At 72.2% G+C, this 18,302-nt stretch carries 22 protein-coding genes; all 22 read right to left on the bottom strand.

Features of this window, described 5'->3' with window-relative positions; all coding sequences use genetic code 11:
• Nucleotides 1-2 precede the first annotated feature (2 nt).
• Complete coding sequence (locus ACQKM2_RS01910) at nt 3-836, bottom strand: DUF317 domain-containing protein (RefSeq protein ID WP_427705405.1); 834 nt, start codon at nt 834-836, stop codon at nt 3-5.
• The gene (locus tag ACQKM2_RS01905; protein WP_427705403.1) at nt 827-1,192 is read right to left on the bottom strand and encodes a hypothetical protein; all 366 of its coding nucleotides are present in this window, start codon (nt 1,190-1,192) and stop codon (nt 827-829) included. The genes ACQKM2_RS01910 and ACQKM2_RS01905 overlap by 10 nt, the downstream gene beginning before the upstream one ends.
• A gap of 77 nt (nt 1,193-1,269) precedes the next feature.
• Nucleotides 1,270-2,061: a DUF317 domain-containing protein gene (locus tag ACQKM2_RS01900; RefSeq protein ID WP_427705402.1), complete on the bottom strand. Its 792-nt coding sequence runs from the start codon at nt 2,059-2,061 to the stop codon at nt 1,270-1,272.
• Nucleotides 2,058-2,441 carry a hypothetical protein gene (locus tag ACQKM2_RS01895; RefSeq protein WP_427705400.1) on the bottom strand — a complete coding sequence of 128 codons (384 nt, stop codon included), beginning with the start codon at nt 2,439-2,441 and terminating at the stop codon, nt 2,058-2,060. Before ACQKM2_RS01895 ends, ACQKM2_RS01900 begins: the two co-directional genes overlap by 4 nt.
• A 38-nt stretch (nt 2,442-2,479) precedes the next feature.
• Nucleotides 2,480-2,695 (bottom strand): hypothetical protein, encoded by a 216-nt coding sequence (locus ACQKM2_RS01890; RefSeq protein WP_427705398.1) that lies wholly within the window; start codon nt 2,693-2,695, stop codon nt 2,480-2,482.
• Nucleotides 2,692-3,465 (bottom strand): hypothetical protein, encoded by a 774-nt coding sequence (locus ACQKM2_RS01885; RefSeq protein WP_427705395.1) that lies wholly within the window; start codon nt 3,463-3,465, stop codon nt 2,692-2,694. Before ACQKM2_RS01885 ends, ACQKM2_RS01890 begins: the two co-directional genes overlap by 4 nt.
• 25 nt (nt 3,466-3,490) lie before the next feature.
• Complete coding sequence (locus ACQKM2_RS01880; RefSeq protein ID WP_427705393.1) at nt 3,491-4,141, bottom strand: hypothetical protein; 651 nt, start codon at nt 4,139-4,141, stop codon at nt 3,491-3,493.
• Nucleotides 4,138-5,031, bottom strand: a complete 894-nt coding sequence (locus tag ACQKM2_RS01875; RefSeq protein ID WP_427705390.1) for a hypothetical protein — start codon at nt 5,029-5,031, stop codon at nt 4,138-4,140. The genes ACQKM2_RS01880 and ACQKM2_RS01875 overlap by 4 nt, the downstream gene beginning before the upstream one ends.
• A 68-nt stretch (nt 5,032-5,099) precedes the next feature.
• Nucleotides 5,100-5,516, bottom strand: a complete 417-nt coding sequence (locus ACQKM2_RS01870; protein ID WP_427705387.1) for a hypothetical protein — start codon at nt 5,514-5,516, stop codon at nt 5,100-5,102.
• A 105-nt stretch (nt 5,517-5,621) separates the two neighbouring features.
• The gene (locus ACQKM2_RS01865; RefSeq protein WP_427705384.1) at nt 5,622-6,119 is read right to left on the bottom strand and encodes a hypothetical protein; all 498 of its coding nucleotides are present in this window, start codon (nt 6,117-6,119) and stop codon (nt 5,622-5,624) included.
• 34 nt (nt 6,120-6,153) lie between these two features.
• Complete coding sequence (locus ACQKM2_RS01860; RefSeq protein ID WP_427705382.1) at nt 6,154-7,953, bottom strand: hypothetical protein; 1,800 nt, start codon at nt 7,951-7,953, stop codon at nt 6,154-6,156.
• Nucleotides 7,950-9,092 (bottom strand): AAA family ATPase, encoded by a 1,143-nt coding sequence (locus ACQKM2_RS01855; protein ID WP_427705728.1) that lies wholly within the window; start codon nt 9,090-9,092, stop codon nt 7,950-7,952. Before ACQKM2_RS01855 ends, ACQKM2_RS01860 begins: the two co-directional genes overlap by 4 nt.
• A 197-nt stretch (nt 9,093-9,289) precedes the next feature.
• Nucleotides 9,290-9,511, bottom strand: a complete 222-nt coding sequence (locus tag ACQKM2_RS01850; protein WP_427705724.1) for a hypothetical protein — start codon at nt 9,509-9,511, stop codon at nt 9,290-9,292.
• Between the two features lie 100 nt (nt 9,512-9,611).
• Nucleotides 9,612-10,037: a hypothetical protein gene (locus ACQKM2_RS01845; protein WP_427705380.1), complete on the bottom strand. Its 426-nt coding sequence runs from the start codon at nt 10,035-10,037 to the stop codon at nt 9,612-9,614.
• Nucleotides 10,038-10,065: 28 nt separating this feature from the next.
• A complete protein-coding gene (locus tag ACQKM2_RS01840; RefSeq protein WP_427705378.1) occupies nt 10,066-11,208 on the bottom strand; it encodes a hypothetical protein in 1,143 nt (380 codons plus the stop codon).
• A complete protein-coding gene (locus tag ACQKM2_RS01835; RefSeq protein WP_427705376.1) occupies nt 11,205-11,969 on the bottom strand; it encodes a glycosyltransferase family 2 protein in 765 nt (254 codons plus the stop codon). Before ACQKM2_RS01835 ends, ACQKM2_RS01840 begins: the two co-directional genes overlap by 4 nt.
• Before the next feature lie 11 nt (nt 11,970-11,980).
• A complete protein-coding gene (locus ACQKM2_RS01830; protein ID WP_427705373.1) occupies nt 11,981-12,370 on the bottom strand; it encodes a hypothetical protein in 390 nt (129 codons plus the stop codon).
• A gap of 218 nt (nt 12,371-12,588) precedes the next feature.
• Nucleotides 12,589-13,371 carry a hypothetical protein gene (locus ACQKM2_RS01825; RefSeq protein WP_427705371.1) on the bottom strand — a complete coding sequence of 261 codons (783 nt, stop codon included), beginning with the start codon at nt 13,369-13,371 and terminating at the stop codon, nt 12,589-12,591.
• Between the two features lie 32 nt (nt 13,372-13,403).
• Entirely contained in the window at nt 13,404-14,894 is a 1,491-nt protein-coding gene (locus ACQKM2_RS01820) for an ATP-binding protein (RefSeq protein WP_427705369.1), read from the bottom strand.
• 31 nt (nt 14,895-14,925) lie between these two features.
• Nucleotides 14,926-15,387 (bottom strand): DUF6238 family protein, encoded by a 462-nt coding sequence (locus ACQKM2_RS01815; RefSeq protein ID WP_427705367.1) that lies wholly within the window; start codon nt 15,385-15,387, stop codon nt 14,926-14,928.
• A 48-nt stretch (nt 15,388-15,435) separates the two neighbouring features.
• The gene (locus tag ACQKM2_RS01810; RefSeq protein WP_427705365.1) at nt 15,436-16,896 is read right to left on the bottom strand and encodes an SCO6880 family protein; all 1,461 of its coding nucleotides are present in this window, start codon (nt 16,894-16,896) and stop codon (nt 15,436-15,438) included.
• An 81-nt stretch (nt 16,897-16,977) separates the two neighbouring features.
• Complete coding sequence (locus ACQKM2_RS01805) at nt 16,978-18,273, bottom strand: SCO6881 family protein (RefSeq protein ID WP_427705363.1); 1,296 nt, start codon at nt 18,271-18,273, stop codon at nt 16,978-16,980.
• Nucleotides 18,274-18,302 lie beyond the last annotated feature (29 nt).

Genomic DNA, 18,302 nt, shown 5'->3' with positions numbered 1-18,302 from the left:
GGTCACCCAGGCCCGCGAAATGGGCCGTTCGGTACCGAGCGCAGCGAGGCCGCTGCCGGGGTTGGCAGGCGGGTGGTGAGGCGGGTGCGACGCTGGGAGGGGGCCCGGGCCTGTGCGGCGTCGATGCGAGTGAAGTGGGCCTCGACCGCCTGCTGGGGCGTGAGCGGGCTGGGGTCTTGCCGGGCGCTGTAGTGATCGAGGTCGTACATGCCGCGCAGGACGGGGGCGTCGGAGACGAGCTGTTCGGCCAGGCCGGCCATGAGGTGGTCCGGGACCAGGCCGCTGATCCACATCTTCCAGACCGGGGCGCCGACGTGATCGGGCTGGATGATGCGCCAGGCGAGATGGTCGGACGAGTCGTTGAAGATGGGGAGCAGCTCGGCGCGGATCGGTAGCTCCGGGGCGGGCGAGAGGGCCTGACCGGTGCCGTCCGGTTGGTGTTCCACAGCCCAACCGGCCTTCTGCATGTGCTCCCATGGGCCGGTTTCGTCCCGGCGTGGTCCGTGGAGGAGGCCGTCGGTGAATCCGGCGATGATTTCCGCCGGCACCATCCGGTCGAAGGAGGCGTACCAGGTCAAGTCGGCGGCCTGGATCCGCCACGGTGAGCCAGAGGCGAACGGATCTATCGCCATCTGGTGCCGGGCCTCGTCGGGGCCGGTCAGGGTGATCCGGGGGTCGCCGGGGGCGGAGGTCAGGGTCCAGCCGGAGGCGAGCAGGGCGTGGGTGACGTGACGGGGGTCGCCGGGGCCCGCGAGGGCGCGGGGTGACTTCTCGAAGGGGATCGTCGTGTGGTGGTCGTTGGCGTAGGAGGCCCGCTGGGCAGGGCTTACTGCCACGGGGCTGTCTCGGCAGGGCTCGTACGGACGGGTGCGGTGCGCAGGGGTTCGAGGGTGAGGTCGAGCAGGCGCAGGTCCTGCAGGACGGATGCGGCTTCGATGTACTCGCCCAGGGTCGCCTCGACGCTGTCGGTGCGGGGGACGGTGGTTTCCTGGGCGAGGTAGCGGGCGATGCCGCGCAGGGCTTCGCCGAGGCGGGCTGCGGTGCCGGTGTCCGCGTCGACGAGCGTCGCGATCAAGGGGAGGGCGTCGGCCAGGTGCGGGCCGGTCCGCAGGTGCGCGGTGAGGCGGTGCAGGGTGTGTGCGGAGGCACGGATGTCCTCGGCGGTCAGCCGGGTGGTGTGCCCGTCAGTCATCGAAAGCTCCAGGGAATGAGGGTGGTTCAGTGGCGCCGGGGTTTCGGGCCGCGGCCGGGAGGAGGGAGCCCGGCGATTCAGCGGGTCCTCGCGTAGCCGGATGCCTTGGTGGCGGTGCGCGCGCGGGAGGAGACCCAGTTGCGGCTCCAGGCTGCGGCGCGGGCGGCGGAGAGACGGGCTTGCTGCCAGGCGCCGAGCTGGTCGGGCAGGACGGACACGGAGGTGACACGGATGCGGTTGCTGAGCGGTACGTGCCCGAGCGGGCGCATCACCGGCTCCGGGTCGGCCATGGCCGTGGTCAGGGACTGCATCAGGTGCAGCGGCGTACTCGCGGTGGCCTGGACGTTCCACACGGGTCCGTGCTCGTTGCGGGCGCCGACCCACCAGTGCTCCTGGCTCCCGTTCCCGTCGGCCTTGACGTACTGCACGACGGCATGCCGGTCGGGGCTCTGGGCGACGAAGTGACCGTCCTCCCGCTGCACGCTCCAAGAGTTCCCGGTGAGCGGCGCCCACACGTTCGGGGCGTGCGCCGAGCGCGGCTTGGTGAGAGCGTCGGTCAGGCCCGCGACGATCTCCACCGGGGTCTGCGGGGTCAGGGTGACCTGCCAGGCCGGCTGATGTCCGTACGCGGCCCCGTGAACCTGCCAGCCGCCCGGCGGCTGGTAGGCGACGCGCACCATCTGGTCGGGTGAGTCGAAGGCGAGCATCGTGCCGGACTGGCGGGTGACGTCCTTCCACCCCGACGCGCGCATGTACTCCCCGACGTGCCGCAGGTCCCCGCCGCCGGCGAGGTAGCGGGGCTCGACCAGGTAGTGCTGCTGTGCCTGCTGGGCCTGACCCCAGCCGGACCACTGGGCTCTCTTGCTCAACGGTGCCTCCCCCGTGCCACCAGGGCGGTGGCCTGCGTGGCCACCGGGGAGGACGTGGTCAACGCTCGGCGGGAGGCGATCTCCTCGAACACTCCCTGGTGTTCGTCCAGGTCGAGGGCGAGGTCGTGCAGGGTGTTGGCGGTGCGCCCGAGCGCCAGCCACATCTCCGCGGGGATGGCACCGCTCTGGGCATGGTGCTTGGTGACGTGGGTGCCGGTGTCGACCAGGGCCGACAGCCTGCCCAGGACGCCGTTCTCGGCGTCCAGGACCTGCTGGAGGATCTGTGCGGCCTGCTGCGGCCCGGCCTGGGACAGGTGCGCGGAGAGCTGGTCGAGCTGTCGGGTGATGCTGTCGGTGAGCGCGGTGGCGGGTGGGGTCATGGGTGGTCCAGGGGGCTGTGCAGTACCCGCGACGGCGGTCAGCGGGTGCGGCGGTGGTTGAGGGCGGCCGGCGCGGTGGCGCGCGGTGGCCGTTCGGGCCGGGGCAGGTCGCTGCCTGCGGCTTTGACTACGGCGGCGCGCAGGTACCGGCGCAGCAGGAATCGGGCGAGCCGGGGGCGGCTGGCGGCGTCGAGCGGTGGGACGCGGCGCCGGTTGCGGGGGATACCGGTGGATGGCCGGGGCGTACGGGTCACCGGGTGCGGGCGGTGCTCCGGGCACCGGGCGGCGCAGCGGGCAGCGTGGCCTCCGCGGCAGGGCGGGCGGCAGCGCGCAGCACGGTGGCGATACCCAGGCGGGCGAGGCGGGCGCCGGCCGCCTGGACGGCGTGGCCCTGGGCCCGGGTGTCGTCCCCGGAGATCACGTACGCGTTTGCAGCGGTGTCCCACACGAACCCTTCGGAGACCAGGGCTTCGGCTGCCGGCCGGGCGGTGGTGACGGCCGCGAGGGAACCGTTCTCGAGCCAGGTCATCACCACCTGCTGCGGCTGAGTACCGGGGGCGGGGAGGGGTTGCGGGGGGTTCATCGCGTTGTGCCGGACCTGGGCGAGCGCGACGTCGTAGCGGGGCAGCAGGTCGGCGGTGATGGCGCGGGCGGCGCGCTCGGGGTCGGCGGGCACGGCGATCCCGTCGGGTTCGCGGACCCCGTCGAACGCCTCCGGGGCGACGCCGGACGGGGCCATGGCGGCCACCAGGAACTCCTCTTCGTGCTGGGGATGGAGGGTGACGTACAGGCGGGTGCCGTCGTCGCGGAGGAGGTGGGCGTCTGCGCCCAGTGCGTACTCGGCGAGGGCGGCGGCTACGTCGTTGAGGTCCCAGACCTCTTCGGCGTGCAGGAACTGGTCTTCGTGCCGCTGGTGCTGGTGGTGGTGCACGGTCCAGTTCCCGGGGAGTTCCTCGGAGAGGACGGTGGCGAACGACTCCACGTCGCGGCTGTCGTCGTCGGGCAGGGTGTGGGGGGCGGGCATGGGCTCCTCGAACTTGGGGCGGGGGTCATCGGGTCCGTCCGGAGGCGGTAGGGGCGGGTACGGCTGGCGGTCCGGCGGGCAGTGACGTGCCAGGCCGGGCTCGGGCCGGGGTTCGGTCGGCGAGATCTGCGCGGGTATGGAGCAGGTCGGCGGTGATGGGACCGAGCCGGTGCTCGGCCAGGTAGCGCATCCGTTCCGCGATGTGCCGGTCCGCAGGGCCGCCGAGGCCGTCGTAGACGGCGGCGAGGGAGTGGAGGAGCTGGTCCAGGGAGGCGAGGATGCCGTCGTGCGCGGCGGTCACCTCCTCCAGCCGGTCGGACACTTCGGCCGGGCTGGCCGCCTCACGGATGGAGGCAGCGAGGTTGGCGATGGACCGGCCGTCCGTGACGTAGCGGTCCTGCGTCGTCGGCGTCGCGCATTCGGCGTCGGCCTCGACCCGGTACCCCGCGGCCTGGAGCCGGGCGACGGCGAGCTGGGCCACTGCGGCCTGGTCCGCCGGCGCAACGGTCGGCGACATCCGGTGCCAGGTAGCGCCGTGGACTTCGCGGAGGAAGAAGGTGCGTTCCAGGATGCCGTGAGCCAGCCCGTCACCGCCGCGGGCGATGATCCGGCCGGTATCGATGTCCCGGGCGACCGCGACGGGCGGTGCCTCCTGCGGGGTGGTCGGCTCGTTCACCGGGCCGACACCCGCGATGCGGCAGGCGCCTGTACCGGTAGGGCCGGAGCGAGAGCGGCCGGAGCGGCAGGAGGCTGGAGTCGGGAGGCGATTTCGCCCAGCTGCTCCTGCAGCCCGTGCAAGCGGCGGGCCGCCCAGAACAGGTCCCGTGCGGCGGCGTCCGTTTGGTGGTCGGGCAGCGGGGCTGCCTGCCGCCCGACCTCTTCCACGAGCTGTCGCACGGCGGCGATCGGGCCGGACCGCTCGGCGGCGAGCTGTCGCAGAATGCCCGCGAGTGGGCCGGTCGCGGTCGGCACCCGCGGGGAGGCGACGTGTTCCAGTCCGGGCGCCGGGGCCTGGCGCGTGGAGTCCTGCCGGTGGCTGGAGTGCAGAAGGAGGTCAGCTTCGATCTTCCGTGCCTCGGCGGCCAGGGTCTGCAGGAGGCGTCGGGGTTGGGCACTCCAGGTGCCGTCGAGGCGTATGAGGTTGGCGATCACGTCCAGGCGGCCGGGCTGGCCCTGGACGGCGATCCACCGGCCTGCCGCGTCGTCGCCGGGTGTCGCGATGCCGGTGACGCGGGCGATCCGGTGACTGATCTCGGACCACTCGGCGTGGTTCAGCTCCCGGTCCAGCGGATGCATGTGCGCGGTGACGTGGAGGATTGCGCGCCGGTCGCCGTCAGGCCCGGAGGCGAGCGGGTGCTCCAGCGAGGGGCCGGCGAGATGGGTGGCCCACGTCGCCGAGCTCCACGTCTCGTCCTCGATGGTGTAGTGGTCCAGCCGGTTCCAGTGGGCCACCACCGTGCCGCCGGGCTCGGTGGTCAGGCCTTCGGCCGTGCTGGTCTCCCGTCCGAGTGCCTCGGCGAGGGCTTCGTCGGCGGTCACGTCGCGGGAGTGGATTGCAATGATCATGGTCTCGCTAGGGGTCGCATTTCGAGGGGGTGGCGGAAGGCTGGTCCTTCCGGGGGCTGCGACCGTGCTCAGTGCCCGGGTCGGGCGTCGGCGACGTGGACGAGCTGGTTGAGGGCGTTCAGTGAGTACCAGCGGCAGTCCACGGCTTCCTCGCCGTCCCCGAGGCGGTTGACCAGGTACTCCCGCAGCGCCTTCTGGTGCATTAGGCACTCCGGGCACCGCTTGGACAGGTGCACCAGGTAGCGGGGGTGGGCGGTGACGTAGGAGCGGTCGCCGCCGTTGGGGTCGAGCAGCCGCCACCCGTCTTCGTCGGTGGGGGTGTGCCAGGAGGAGACCACGACCTTCATTGCGTCGCCCCACAGCTCTCCGCCGGCGGCGCCCTTGAGGATCACGACGTGCTCGCCTGGGCGGAAGTGCTGGTGGGTGATGTCCCGCTTCGGGGTGAGCGGGTCGGGCGGCAGGTACACGGGGCGGGTCTCGGGCACGGAGGGTCCTCCACGAAGGCTCTGGGCGGCGGTGGAAGACAAAGGGTCCGGAGAATCCCCGGTTTCCGAAACCGGGACTTCGCCGCTATATTGCGCGCCGCGCGCCTACCGGAACGGGTTCTCCGTGGGCCGGTCGCGGTCGTCGGCGGCCTCTAGCAGCTCGGGCAGATCGCTCCCCTCGGCCTCGCGCTGGTCAACCCACCACCCTGCCCGCGTCAGGAGCCGGACCTGCTCCTCCAACTGGGCCCAGTCGGCTTCGTCCCAGGTGCCTTCGGTGACCAGCGCGGTGTACGCGCGGGTCACCAGCTGGTGGCGGGTGCGTTCGCCCCATCCCAGGATCTTTTCGGGGCCTTCCAGGGGAGGCATGTCGAACTGGGTTGCCCAGTCCGCAGCGGCGGTCTGTTCTTCGGCGCGCTTGGCGGCCAGCCACTCGGCCGTGCTGGCGGCGTCCGCCTGGTGGTCGGCCCGCCAGCAGTCGGTGCACTGCCGGGCGGCCAGCCAGCGGGCGTATCCGGCGCGCTGGTCCGCCGAACGGCTGGACAGGTCATGGGTGTTGGTGTGTCCACAGCTGTGGACGATCTCAAAGGACGTGGGGACTGCCATGTGGTTGTTCCTGCTTTCTGTCTTCTGTGTTGTCTCAGCGTGTTCTGCGGATGGCGTCTGTGGCCGCGGTGGCGATGGCGGCGGGAGCGCTGGAGGGCCGGGGCAGGTGCAGCAAGGTGGTCCCCGGCAAGTGGCGGGACTTCGCGGTGAGGGTGAGCTGGAGTACGGCGCAGCCGGCGGTCGTGAGCTGCTTGACGCGGTTGACGGCTTGAGCGGTTTCGTCGCTGGTGTACTGGGCGTCGGTGACGATCACGAGGAGGCGGCCGGCGCCGGGGCGGCTGAGTTCGAGGCCGTGGTCGAGTGCGTCGATGGCGTCGCCGAGGTTGTGGCTGCCGCCGGTGGCATTGAACTGGGTCACGCGCTCTGGTGCTCGGTGGGTGGGTCGGGTCAATGCGGTCAGGTGCCTGTCGTAGGCGACGGTGGCGGTGCGGGAGTCGGGGTCGGTCAGGGCTGCTGCGCGTGCCACGATCCAGGCAGCGGAAGCGACGGGTGCGCAGGCGGCACGCATGGAGCCGGAGACGTCGACGGCGATGCCCACGCGCAGCGGTGGGGTGGGGGAGTTCCGGCGGCGGGTGTGAGTGAACGGTTCCGCGGTGGGGACCGACCCGGCCGCGCGTTGAGCGTCGCGGGCGAGGGCTGCGCGCATGTTGAGGCGGCCGGGCGGGGTGGGGCTGGTGGTCCTCTCCTCGGTCCGCTCGCGGTAGGCGGCGGCACGCAGGGCACGGCTCAGGCGGGCGGCGGCACTCTGCTCAGCGGCGGTGGGCCTGCGGGTGCCGGTGACCGGGTTGCTGTAGGGCGCCGGTTTGCCGTCGGGGGTGACGGTGGTGCCGCGGGCGTTGAAGACCGACTTGGCGGTGGCGGCGGCTTGGCGTCGCTGGCCGGCCCGCTGGGCGCGGTCCTGAGCCTGCGCCTTGGACTGCGCGGCCTTGGCTTCGGTTGCTGCGGCCTGTGCCGTGAGGTCGGCGGCGTCGGTGGCCTCCGTGCTGTCCATGACGACCTGCACGGCGCCGGACAGCAGATCGGTGAGGTTCTCCGGCACGGGCAGGGCGGGGGCCGCGATGTTCAGCGCGTCGCACCAGTCCTGAGCGTGCGCGAGCATGGTCGTGGCGTCGTGGTCGGCGCACTGGTGGGCTGCGGTCCAGATGCGGGTGAGCGTGGCCAGCAGGTCTGCGCCCAGCACCTTTGCGCACAGATCGGCGACGGCACGGGTCTCACCGGGGTCCAGGATGCCGGCGTCACGGCGGCCGAGGATCAGGGCCGCGACGGCGGCGGCGTGCTCGATGCCTTGAAGGGTGGGGTTGGCGATGTCGGGCATGACCAGGGTTCGGGCGCTGGTGCGCAGGTAGGTGCGGTCCGTGGGCCGAGTGATCAGGTGTGCGCCTTCGACGCGGCTCTCCTCCAGCAGGTGGGCGGCCTCGACGAGTTGGGGGTTCGCTCCGGCAGGAGCCGTCCAGACGGAGTGGGCCGCGTGGGCGGCCTCGTGGACGAACACTCCCCAGGCGGCGGGATACCGATCCTCGTCGCCCACGATCCGCGGATGGATCTCGTGGGGCTGGAGCGGGGCGAAAAGTCGGGCGTCGAACTCGACCTCTCCCAGGGTGGGGAAGAACGCGGCCGGTGCGCCGCTGCGGGTGCCGGGGCGGCAGGTGACGAGGAGGTCTTGGCGGCCGGAGAGGGCGACCAGCCGGTCGCCGAGTTCGGCTCCCACGCGCAGCCACGCGTCCGGGGAGGAACGGGGTTGCGCGGGTGGGGCGCCGTCGTCGTCCCATCGCGCGAGGTCGGCGTCGTTGTCCGGTGTGGTGGCGGGGGACTGGACGTGGTTGTGGGCGCTCATCGCGAGCGGCCCCGGGGTGCGGAGCCGATGCTGCCCGCGGGCTTCCGGAGGGCTGAGGCGGACAGCTGCTTGCCGAGGGTGAGGGGCGCGATCTTCTTGACGCCGACGGCCTTGATGACGGCGTCGGCGACGGCGTCGCGATCCTCCTCAGGGGCGATACCGACCAGGTTCGCGAGCGCGGCGTTGGTGCCGAGGACGGCCTCGGTCTTCTGGTAGCTGAGCAGCTCCCGCAGCTGTGGGGCCCAGCCCAGCTCGCCGAGCTCGACTTGGCGGGAGAGGTTTCGGGCGACCCGGACCACCCGGGCGTCGATCTTCAGCGCCAGGGCGAGGTCATAGTCCGTGCCGATCTGGATCTGCACGCTGAACCGGGACGACAGCGCCTCCGTCAGAACCGCCCCGTGGACGCCGGGATTGTGGCCCGCCACCACGTAGAAGCCCGGCTCCGCCTTGATGGTCTCGCCCTTGTGGGCCTTGACCTGGATCTGCCTGCGCCCGTCCATCGCGGGATACAGCGCCGCCAGGACCTTCGGCGAGATCAGGGTCGCATCGTCGATCAGCAGGGCGCGGCCCTCGGTCATCGCGGTGACCAGCGGCCCGTACTGGAAGACGTAGCCTCCCGCGTCGGCCTGCGTGTACTCGCCGATCAAGTCCCCGACCGTGGTGTCGCCGTCACCGGCGACGGTGAGCAGGTCCGGGAACGCTGCCTCGACCAGACTCGTCTTGCCGGTGCCCGGAGGGCCGTAGAGCAGCACCGGCACGTCGGCGTCGCGCAGGCGATTCAGCGCCTCGACGTCGGGCAGATCGGCCAGTTCCCGGGGGTGGTATAGCTGGCCTCCTGCGCGGCGGATCGGGCCGGTCTGCCTGGGCGTGGCTGCTGCGGGGCCGGTCGTGCGGGGCGTGGCCGGCTGGGCGCGGGGCGCGTGGGTGCCCGGTGGGCTGATCACCGCGGTCTGCGCGGCTGCGGTGGTTTTCCCGTTCGCTCGGAACTCGGGTTGTCCGGTTCCGTTTTGGTCGGCCTCGCCGCGTCGCACCAGGGTGAGGGCGGCGTTGCGGACCGCGCCGTGGGAGTGGCCCAGCTGTCGGGCCATCTCCCCGATGGTGAGCGTGTCCGCCGGCCGGTCCGCCAGCAGTCGGGCCACCTTGGCCCGTAGCTCGCCGCCCTTGGTGCGCGCTGAACTGGTAGGCGTTCCGGTGGGTGTGGTCAAAACGAGGGTCCTTCAGCAGGTGCGGGTGCGGGCGGGGTGGGCAATGGGCTGGAGAGGCTGGCCGCTCTCGGACCGGATCACGGACTGTGCCGACATCGGCGGCCGGGCCAACCGGGGCGCACCGTCGGTGCTCACCGGCCGCCCGAGGGTTCGGTACAGGTGCACGGGAGGGTCGGCGACGAGCAGTTCGCTAGCCGCCGAGCAGGCTCGTGCGTCCGCTCCGTACCGGGTTCCGTCGCTCGGCAAGCGCAGTCTGGCGTCTCTTCGAAGCCGTCCTGGAGCAGGATTCGCCGGGCGGCGGCGTTGTAGCCGGTGGTGGTGACCTCGCCGGTGATGGCGTGCCGGATTGTCATGAACGGCTCTGCTGGTGCTTCGGGCAAGGCGGATCTCCTGTCGGTGGTGGAGGGAAAGCGGTGGGGTGTGGCTGTCTGGCCAGGGAGGGGCCCGCCGCGGTCACCGGGCTCGTCTGGCTGCCGAAGAGTGGGCGCCGAAGGCGGGTACGGGCACGGACGCGACCGGGGAGGCGTTCACGCGGTGCTGCGGAGGCCGGGAGGCGGCGGCCCGGGCGATGCGAGCCAACCGTTCGGCCGCGTAGTTCGCGCGGATCGGGGCGTTCGGCGGGGCTGTCTGGGCGGGATCGAGGGAGAGGTCCGCCTGCACGGTGAACCCGTGTTGGCGGAGATCATGGACGGCCTGTCGGGCGCGGCGCCGCAGATCGTGATCGGGCTGGGCCAGGCGGAACAGATCGGCTCGGCCCGGTACTGGTTCGAACTGCTCGCGCTCCAGGTACCAAGCCGCGAGGTGGGAAGTGATGGCTGCGGTGGGACGGGCGACCACACCGTGCTCGGCGTGCAGCCCGAAATGGAAGTGCGGTTGCATGGGGGGCGTCCTGACGGGTCGGGGAAGGTCATCGGCTGCGCGGCGCTCGTTCGGGGACAGACGGCGCGGCCTTGCCTGCAGCGGGGAGTGCGGGCCGGACCGTGGTCGCAGGGCCGACGGGTCGGGTGGCGCGAGCCTGCCGCAGCAGGGTTGGCGCGTCGGTGCGCCACCGGCGGAGGGTCTCGACCGTGCCGGGCGGCAGCGCGGCAGACGCGGATGGCGCCGCCGGCCACGAGGAGGCCGCCGCGTCCGGATAAAGGAGCTGGCGGAGGCGGTCCAGGGAGGCGGAGTCCTCGGCACCCGCCGCGGGGTGCACGCGGGAGAGGAGCTCAGCGGCGTGGGGGCGCAGGCGGCGCCACTCCACGGAGCCTTCTTCCAGGTACTGCTGCGCGACGTGCCCGAGCGTAGCCGGGTCCAGGCGGATACCGTCGCTGTAGCGGCCGGACTGCTGGATTACCGTCCATGTCGCATGGAGTTCCTCGAGCCTGCCGTGCGCCGCTTCGACGACGGTCAGCAGCCGTTCGTGGACGGCCTGCTCGTACGCGGGCAGGAACGCGCCGGTCACCAGACCGGCGGCGTGGGCAGCGTCGGACGATAGTACGACCGAGCTGGGAGCGTGCGGGTCAGCGTAGTTGTCGTCGAAGGTGGCACTGGTGAAGGCGCCGAGCAGGTACTCGTGGGCGCTGCCGGGGCGTTCGACCAGGAGGAGTTCGATGCCGGCATCGTTGGCGAGGTGCGCGCCGTACGGGATGCGGGCGTGCCCCACGGAGTCGACGAGTTCGCCCGCGTCCCACAGGAGGGGGACGAGGTCTTCCTGCCACACCGGGTGGGCGTAGACCCCGACCTTCACCGTCCACGTCCCGGGCAGGCCGTCGGCCAGCGCGGTGGCGTAGTCGCCCAGGTAGGTGCGGGCGCCGCCGAAGAGGAACACGCGGTGCCGGCGCGCGTTCTCCGCGAGGGCAAGCAGGTTGGGCTTTGCGGCGTCTACGTCGGTCAGTGCGTAGGTGCCGTCGGGGCGCCGATCGAATCCGGGCGTGAGCCGCAGGGCGGTATCGGCCCATCGGTACTGCTCGCCCACGGGGACGGCGACCAGGCCATCGGCCGGGCTGAGGGCGAGGATGATCTGCGCCATGCCCCTGGGGCTGGGCGTCGTGCGGTCGTCCATGCTCATGCCCGGTGGGTGAGGGCGTTGCGCAGGCCGTACCCGAACGCGTGGGCATGGCGGCGGGCCGCGAGCTCCAGCTCCTCGTACTGCTCGCCGCGGGTCATCTGCCCTTCGTGCTTGCGGTACCGGTAGACGGGCAGCCGCAGGAGCACGCCGGGAGCCAGCGCGGTGATGCCGACGGCGGCCATGTAGTCCTCGCCCTGGACCAGGCCGCCCATGCCGCCGGCCGCCCGGACCAGGCGGGTGCGGGCCAGGATGGTCGTCGGCCCGATCGGGATGGTGTCCTGCGGCCGGGGCCAGTAGGTCACCACGTCGCCGGCGGCGTGGTAGCCGGGCGGGGCCGGGCATTCCCACAGGCGCGTGGAGCCGTCCGGCAGCAAGTCCTCGCTCCATCCTGCGACCCACCCGAGTTCGTCGGTGAAGGTCTCCAGGCGTACGCCCAGGCTCCAGTCGGGGAAGACGTCATCGTCGTCGGCCCAGTTCACAAACTCGGTGCGCACCTCGTTCAGGCCGAGGTTGCGGGCGCAGGCAGCGCCGACGGGTCGGGGCAGGGCCAGGGTCCGGATCCGCGGGTCGGCGGTGATCGGGGCAGGGACGAGCGCGGGGTCGGCGCCGTCGAGGACGAGGACGGCCTCCCAGGGCACGGTCTGCCGGGTGAGGCTGGCGTGCAGCTCCTGCAGGTAGGGCAGGCGATCGGGGCGTAGCTGCGTGGCGATGACGACGGTGATCTGCGGGGCGGACAGGGACTTCTCCGGAGTGCGATCCATGGGCGGGGCGATCAGCGGGTGACCCGCGGTCGGACGGGTGCGGGTGCCGGGGCGACAGGCTTGGTGATCTTCAACGGGGCAGCGGGAGCCTGGATCGGCGCGGGCCGGAGCGGGTCCCACAGCGAGGGGGTGCCAGAGATCCGGGACAGGGGGTCGGTGTCCCAGGACACGACGGGGCCGATGTCGTACCAGGTCAGGGCGATGACCTCGATGCCGTGGTCGTGCAGCACGTAGCCCCATTCCAGGCCCATGTCATCGGCGTTGGCGTCGGTGACCGGGATCGGCTTCGCGGGGGTGCCGTCGACGTTGAACACGTTGTCGAAGGGTGCGCTCGGGCCGCGGTCACCGTGGGGGTCGAGCCGTTCCCGGACGTTGTCGGGGGCCCTGTCCAGGAGGTCCATGCCGAGCTGCTTCCAGTCGTGGGGACCGTCGATCAGGTGCCGGCGCAGGGCGTCGAGGTCACCGCCGAAGCGGTAGCGGGCGGCGCCGAGCAGGAGAGGGAGCTGATGGTCGGGGTAGCCGTCGTAATGGCAGTAGATGCCCTCGTATCCGTTGTTGGGGGTGGGGCGGACGATGAAGCTGCGGGTGCTGATGGCGGTTCCTTCTTGCTTGCAGGTGGTCAGCGGGCGCGGGCGGCCGGCGCCGCGGGACGTGCGGGCACGGGCCGGGCCACGGCCGGCGGGCGTGGCGGGAGCGTGGCGGTGGGTGTCGCGTGACGCAGGTTCACGCCGATCCCGTGCGCGGCGAGGCGGAGGGCGACGGCCTGGATGCGCACGGCGCGACCGTCCTGGCCGTACGAAGCGGGGAGGAGGAACGCGGCCTGGTGGGGCACGTACTGGAATCCGTGTACGTACAGCGCTTCCCGGGCTTCCTCCGGGACGTCCTCGTACGGCGTCCCGAGCGCCCCGTCCTCGTACCAGGTCAGGGTGACGGTCTGGTCGACCTGCGGTGGGGCCTTGCGGTGCGGGGGTTCGGGCCTGTCTCTGACGCTGCGGCGTACCGCTTGCCGGGCGGCTTCGTAGCGGGGCAGCAGCCGTCGGGCGATGTGGGCGGCGGCCCGGACGGGATCGTTGGGGACCGCGATCCCGTTGGGCTCGTCGACCCCTACGAAGTGGTGCGGCTCGGCGTCGGGGCTGAGCGGGGCGACGACGAACTGGCCGGGTCGCAGTGGCCTGTCGTTGACGTACAGGTGCTGGCCGTCAGGGCCGTGGAGTACGGCCTCGTGACGCAGGACGTACTGGCTGACGATGTACTCGACGTGACCGGTGTCCCAGAGGCGCTCGATGGTGGTGAACTGGTCGGGGTAGGTGGGATGCTGCTGGTAGTCGCTCGTCCACCGTCCGGGGAGGCGGGCGGCGAGCGCGGAGGCGAACAAGGACAGGTCGGCGCGTGCGGAGGGCATGGGCTCCCGGGGGTGGTTGAACGTTTCCGCGGTCAGTGCATGCGGGCGTCTGTGTCGAAGAGCTGCAGTTCAGCGGGGTGCAGCTGGTGCTGGACCACGAAGCTCCGGCCTGCGACCTTCCACAGGCCGCGGCCTCGGCTGAGGTGGGACAGCGCGGAGGTTTCGACGCTGGTGAGTCCGAGGAGTCCGGCGGCGGCGTGCAGCTGGTCGGTCTCCTGGCGGTAGATCACGCGGGTGCTGCAGTCGGCGAGCAATCCCTCGGCCAGTGCCCGGCTCTGGCTGCCGGCGTCGCCCGCGGTGAGCAGGTCGGAGAGCCTGTGGATGACCATGGCGTTGGCGATGCCCAGGCCGCGGGAGAGCTTCCACTGGGCCTGCATGCGCATCAGGAGGGGCGGATGCCTCATCAACCTCCATGCCTCGTCGTAGATCACCCACCGTCGGCCGCCGTAGGGGTCGGTGAGCGCGGATTCCATCCAGGCAGAGGCGCACGTCATGGCCAGGACCAGGGCGGTGTCGTCGCTGCCGCCGAGGCGGGACAGATCGATGGACAGCATCGGGCTGTACGGGTTGAAGGCGCTGGTGGAGGGTGCGTCGAACATGCCGGCGAGGTCTCCGTAGACCAAGCGGCGCATGGCGTGGGCGAGGTCGCGGGCGGCCTCCCCGAGCCGTCCTGCCAGCAGGCCGCCGGCGAGGTCGAGGCTCGGTCCGTCGGCCAGGGCGTGGGCGATGTCGCCGAGCAGCGGGGGCCGGCCACTGGCCGCCGCGCGGGCGGCGGCGGCGTCGAGCGCGACGTCCAGGACGGTGTGCTCCATGGGGAGCAGGTCCCGGCCCAGGACGGTGCGGGCCAGGGAGCCGAGGAGCAGCAGACGGCGTTTGCGGACCTCGCCTTCCCATTCCGCCTCCGGTACGGAGGGCGGACGGGGCGCCGAGTCCAGGGGATTCAGCCTGCCGGGCAGACCCGGCCCCAGTGCAATGGCCGTGCCGCCCAAGGCGGTGGCGACCGCGCTCCATTCACCCTTCGGGTCGCACGGCACGTACACCCGGTACCCGAACGCCACGCTGCGCAAGGCCAGGCTCTTGGCCAGGGCGCTCTTGCCCTGCCCGATCACCCCCGCGAGCAGCAGGTTCGGGTTGGTGAAACCCTCAACCTTCCCGTAGAGGCTGAACGGGTCGAAGGTAAAGCTGCCTTCCGCGTGGAGGTCGCGGCCGATGTAGATGCCGTCGGCGCCGAGCCCGCCTTCGGCGAGGAAGGGATAGGCGGCACTGGCCACGGCCGTGGTCATGCGGTGGGCGGGCAGCTTCAGGCGGCTGCCGCGGGCGGACGCGGGACCGGGGCGTCCGGCGAGCGGATAGACCGCGTCGGGGTAGACGGCCTCGGTGGGGTGCTGGCCCGCTTCGGGGCCGGCGGCGGTGCGCGCTCGGGCTTCGGCGCGGGCTGTCTGTTTGCGAAGCGCCCGGCGCTGGGCGCGGTCGATGTTGTTCGGGGTGAACAGGGGGGTCGCGCTGGCGCGGCGGTGGGACAACGGTGCTCGCTCGTTTCCGGGGCGGGGGTGTTCAGGACGCCGGGGCGGCGAGGTCGGCGGCCGTGGTCCTGCGCCGTACGGCGTGGGAAGCGGCCAGGTGGCGCTGGCAGATGGTCAGTACGGGCGGGCCTTCGGGGAGCCGCTCGGGCTGGCAGTCGCTGCCGCCGGGGGCTGAGGCGGGCAGCAGGTGGAACGCGGCGTGGACGGAATCGGCTGCCTGCCAGAGGCGGGCGTGGGCGGTGGCCAGGTGTCGCCCGGAGGCGGGGCGCTCGGGCCGGGTGTGTTCAGCGAGCTGGTCCAGCAGGCGGTGCAGGGTGGTGAGGTGGGCGTGCAGACTGTCGAGGTGAGGCCGGTCGGCGGGCCGGCCGCTCTCGCCGGTGGAAGCCTGTGCGGTGAGGGTGCGCGTGTGGTGGCGCAGGCCGGCGGTGGCCGCCCGGAGATACGGGTGGGCGTCGCTCGTGGGGAGGGCGTCGCGGCGGTCGTCAGGTGACAAGGGCTTCTCGCTGGGGATGGACGCCAAGATGGCGGACGGGCGGACGGGTTAGAGGGTGTTGCGGGCCAGCGGGAGAGCGCCGGCGGTGAAGGCGTCCGTCTGCTGGTAGATCAGGCGCCGCAGGTCCACCTGGGCGCCAGCGGCAGCCGTTTCGATCTGTGCGCAGGCTGCGTCCAGGTGGGCGTCGGTGTCGGCGGAAACGGTGAGCAGTCCGGTCAGCGCGACGTCCGCGTGCCCGGAGATCAGCTGCTTCTCGCGGGTCTTGACGTCCGCGTACTCGACGTTGTCCGCCTCGGACTCCACCTGGCCGCGGCGGCGGCGCTCGGAGGCGTCCGCGATGATCGCCGCCTTGCGGCGCTGGACATCGCGCAGCGCGGAGTCGATGCCCTGGGGTGCGTAGATGAGGGAGAAGGTGCGCCGCACGCCGGTGCTGAACATGATGTTGTGCAGGAATCCGGCGTGGGTCTCGACCCGGGGCCAGTTCTCGATCCAGTAGGTGGTGTGCCGGGCGGAGTCGGTGATCACCCTGTCGGTCTCCTCGACCTGGGCGACGGGACCGGCTGCGGCCGGGTCGGCTTCGGCGCGACCGGTGGAGGACCACTGCTGGAGGCGGGCGGTGGCGGCGGGGTCGTAGGCGGTGCGCAGCACGGCTGCGATCTCCCGCGGCCCCAGCCAGCCGGTGACGGTGAGCCCGGCGGTGCGAGCGGCCTGGGCGACAGACGCGGTGGTCTGCGCCATGACGGTGAAGGCACCGTCGAGCCCGCCTCCGGCCTGGCTGACCAGCCGCTTCGCGGCCTTGAGGTCCAGGGCGATGGCGAGGTAACTCTCATGCGGGGCCGCGGCCGGCCCGGCGGATTCGACGAGCGCGGAGTAGATCTGTCCGGCGACGGGGGCCTGGGGGTTGCCGTGCTCGGCCCAGTGCCGGGCGAGGCTGTCTCCGGAGTCCGGCACCGTGCGCTCCAGGACCTGGACGGTGGCGACGTGGCCGGTACGGGCGATACCCGCCAGCGCCCGGCCCCAGGCGGAGACGTTGCTGTTCTGGGTGGCGGGATCGAGCAGGGCGAAGGCGCGGGAGCTGACCTTGGCGACGGCGGTCAGGGTCTGCCGGTGGGGATCGTGGACGGCGGCGGCGCCGGAGGCGGACGTGGCCACCCGCAGGGACGCGGTCGTTCCCGGCAGGTGGAGGAGCCCTTCGACCTTGGGCCGGGAGACGGGCCGGGAGCGCCACATTGTCTGCCCGGTCCGGCGGCGATGGGCGTACCGGGCGACCAGCGGTGCCCAGTCGATCAAGGACCGGCCCTCCCGTCGTACGCCGACCAGGACGGCGGTGGTGATCCACAGGGGGGCCAGGACGACGGCGCCCATCAGGCCGGAGGTCACCACGGTGACCAGGAGCAGCGCGAGCGCCGAGGAGACGAGAACGAGCTGGGGGAGGCTCAGGCCCAGCAGGATGCCGCGCCGGGACCGGTGGGGGAACTTGACGGTGAGCGGGAGAACTTCGGAGGACAAGGTTCGGGTCCGGGTCGGGTCGGGCCGGGGCAGGGCGCGCGGTGAAGAGGGCGGGCCCTGCCCCGGGCGGGGCGGGTGGGGTTACAGGCCGGTCGGTGAGGTGGACTGGGTGCTGTCGCCGGTGGAGGGGGCTCCGTGGGCCGGAGGCATCGGATCGGAGGGAGCACTGCTGCTCCACTCGCCCTGCTGGCCGCCCCAGCTCGGCGCACTGCTGTCCTGGCCGCCGCCTTGACCCGTGTTGTTCTGGTTCTGCGGGGTGCCGGACTGCTCCATGAGGTCGCGGAAGCCGCTGCCGGAGCTGTCGCCTCCGGAGTCGTCCTTGTCCATGCTCATGCCGCCGGTGGGATTGGCGGCGATGTCGCCGGGGAAGCCTCCGCCGCCTGCGGCCCCGGCGCCGGCCGCCGCGCCGCCGGTGCCTGCGGTGGCTGCCGCGGAAGCCGCCTTGCGTCCGGCGTTCTCGGCGTGCTGGCGGGCCATCTGGGCGCCCGCGCCACCGGCTCGGTGAATCGACTCGCCGTCCGTGCCTTCGCTCGCCCAGTGGGCGAATTTGAACACCATGTACGGGCAGAGCAGCACAAGGAGCATGATCACCATGCCTGCCGCCATGTCGGCGAGGGCGGCGACGCCGTCCTTGGCTTCGGTCTTGCTCATGGCCGCGATGCCGAGCACGAAGATGATCGTCATCAGCAGCTTCGACACCACGAGGGTTGCGGTGGCTTCGATCCAGCCGCGCCGCCAGCGGCGGGCGACTTCCCAGCCGCCGCCGGACCCCGCGAAGACCGCGAGGGTCACCAAGATCAGGATGCCGACCTTGCGGACCATCATCACGCCCCAGAAGAGGAACAGCCCGATCGCGCTCGCGCAGGCGGCGACGACGGCGACGAGCCAACCCATGCCGGAGATGGCGCCGATCTGGGAGATCTTGACGACTCTCCTGACGGCCGTGGACATGTCTGTCCCCGATGCCTTGAAGAGCCCGTCGGACAACGCGTCGACGACTTCGAGGGCCACCTTGGTGAAGGCGATGGCGCAGAACGCGAACAGCACGCCGGAAGCTGTGCCGGTGACGGCCTGGGTCAGCGCCTGGCCGTCACGCTTGATGGCCGCCCGTACGAGTTGGGCGCAGAACGTCGCGACCAGCAGGAGCAGGCCGATGGGCAGGATCGTCTCGTAGTTGTCGCGGAACCAGCCGGCACCGAGGTCGATGTCGGTGGTCCGGTTGATGGCCTTCGCGGCGAGGTCGGCCGCGGCGGCGGCGAGGTCGCCGGCGCTCTTCGCCATCCAGTCCCCGATGGCGCCGACGGGGTCGGAGGCGAAGTCGATCACGTCGCCGACAGTGCAAAGTCTGCCGGCGACGGGCAGGTCACAGAAGCCCACGCGGGCGTCCTTTCGGGGAGAGGGGAACG

Origin of the sequence: Streptomyces sp. NPDC004126, from assembly GCF_050275515.1 — a bacterium.
Classification (GTDB): domain Bacteria; phylum Actinomycetota; class Actinomycetes; order Streptomycetales; family Streptomycetaceae; genus Streptomyces.
This window is presented reverse-complemented; position numbering and strand designations above follow the sequence as displayed.

Coding starts and splice junctions, on each gene's coding strand:
- ACQKM2_RS01905 (WP_427705403.1), bottom strand. CDS start 1,192: ATGACTGACGGGCACACCACCCGGCTGACCGCCGAGGACATCCGTGCC.
- ACQKM2_RS01895 (WP_427705400.1), bottom strand. CDS start 2,441: ATGACCCCACCCGCCACCGCGCTCACCGACAGCATCACCCGACAGCTC.
- ACQKM2_RS01885 (WP_427705395.1), bottom strand. CDS start 3,465: ATGCCCGCCCCCCACACCCTGCCCGACGACGACAGCCGCGACGTGGAG.
- ACQKM2_RS01875 (WP_427705390.1), bottom strand. CDS start 5,031: ATGATCATTGCAATCCACTCCCGCGACGTGACCGCCGACGAAGCCCTC.
- ACQKM2_RS01865 (WP_427705384.1), bottom strand. CDS start 6,119: ATGGCAGTCCCCACGTCCTTTGAGATCGTCCACAGCTGTGGACACACC.
- ACQKM2_RS01860 (WP_427705382.1), bottom strand. CDS start 7,953: ATGAGCGCCCACAACCACGTCCAGTCCCCCGCCACCACACCGGACAAC.
- ACQKM2_RS01850 (WP_427705724.1), bottom strand. CDS start 9,511: ATGACAATCCGGCACGCCATCACCGGCGAGGTCACCACCACCGGCTAC.
- ACQKM2_RS01845 (WP_427705380.1), bottom strand. CDS start 10,037: ATGCAACCGCACTTCCATTTCGGGCTGCACGCCGAGCACGGTGTGGTC.
- ACQKM2_RS01840 (WP_427705378.1), bottom strand. CDS start 11,208: ATGAGCATGGACGACCGCACGACGCCCAGCCCCAGGGGCATGGCGCAG.
- ACQKM2_RS01835 (WP_427705376.1), bottom strand. CDS start 11,969: ATGGATCGCACTCCGGAGAAGTCCCTGTCCGCCCCGCAGATCACCGTC.
- ACQKM2_RS01830 (WP_427705373.1), bottom strand. CDS start 12,370: ATGGACCTCCTGGACAGGGCCCCCGACAACGTCCGGGAACGGCTCGAC.
- ACQKM2_RS01825 (WP_427705371.1), bottom strand. CDS start 13,371: ATGCCCTCCGCACGCGCCGACCTGTCCTTGTTCGCCTCCGCGCTCGCC.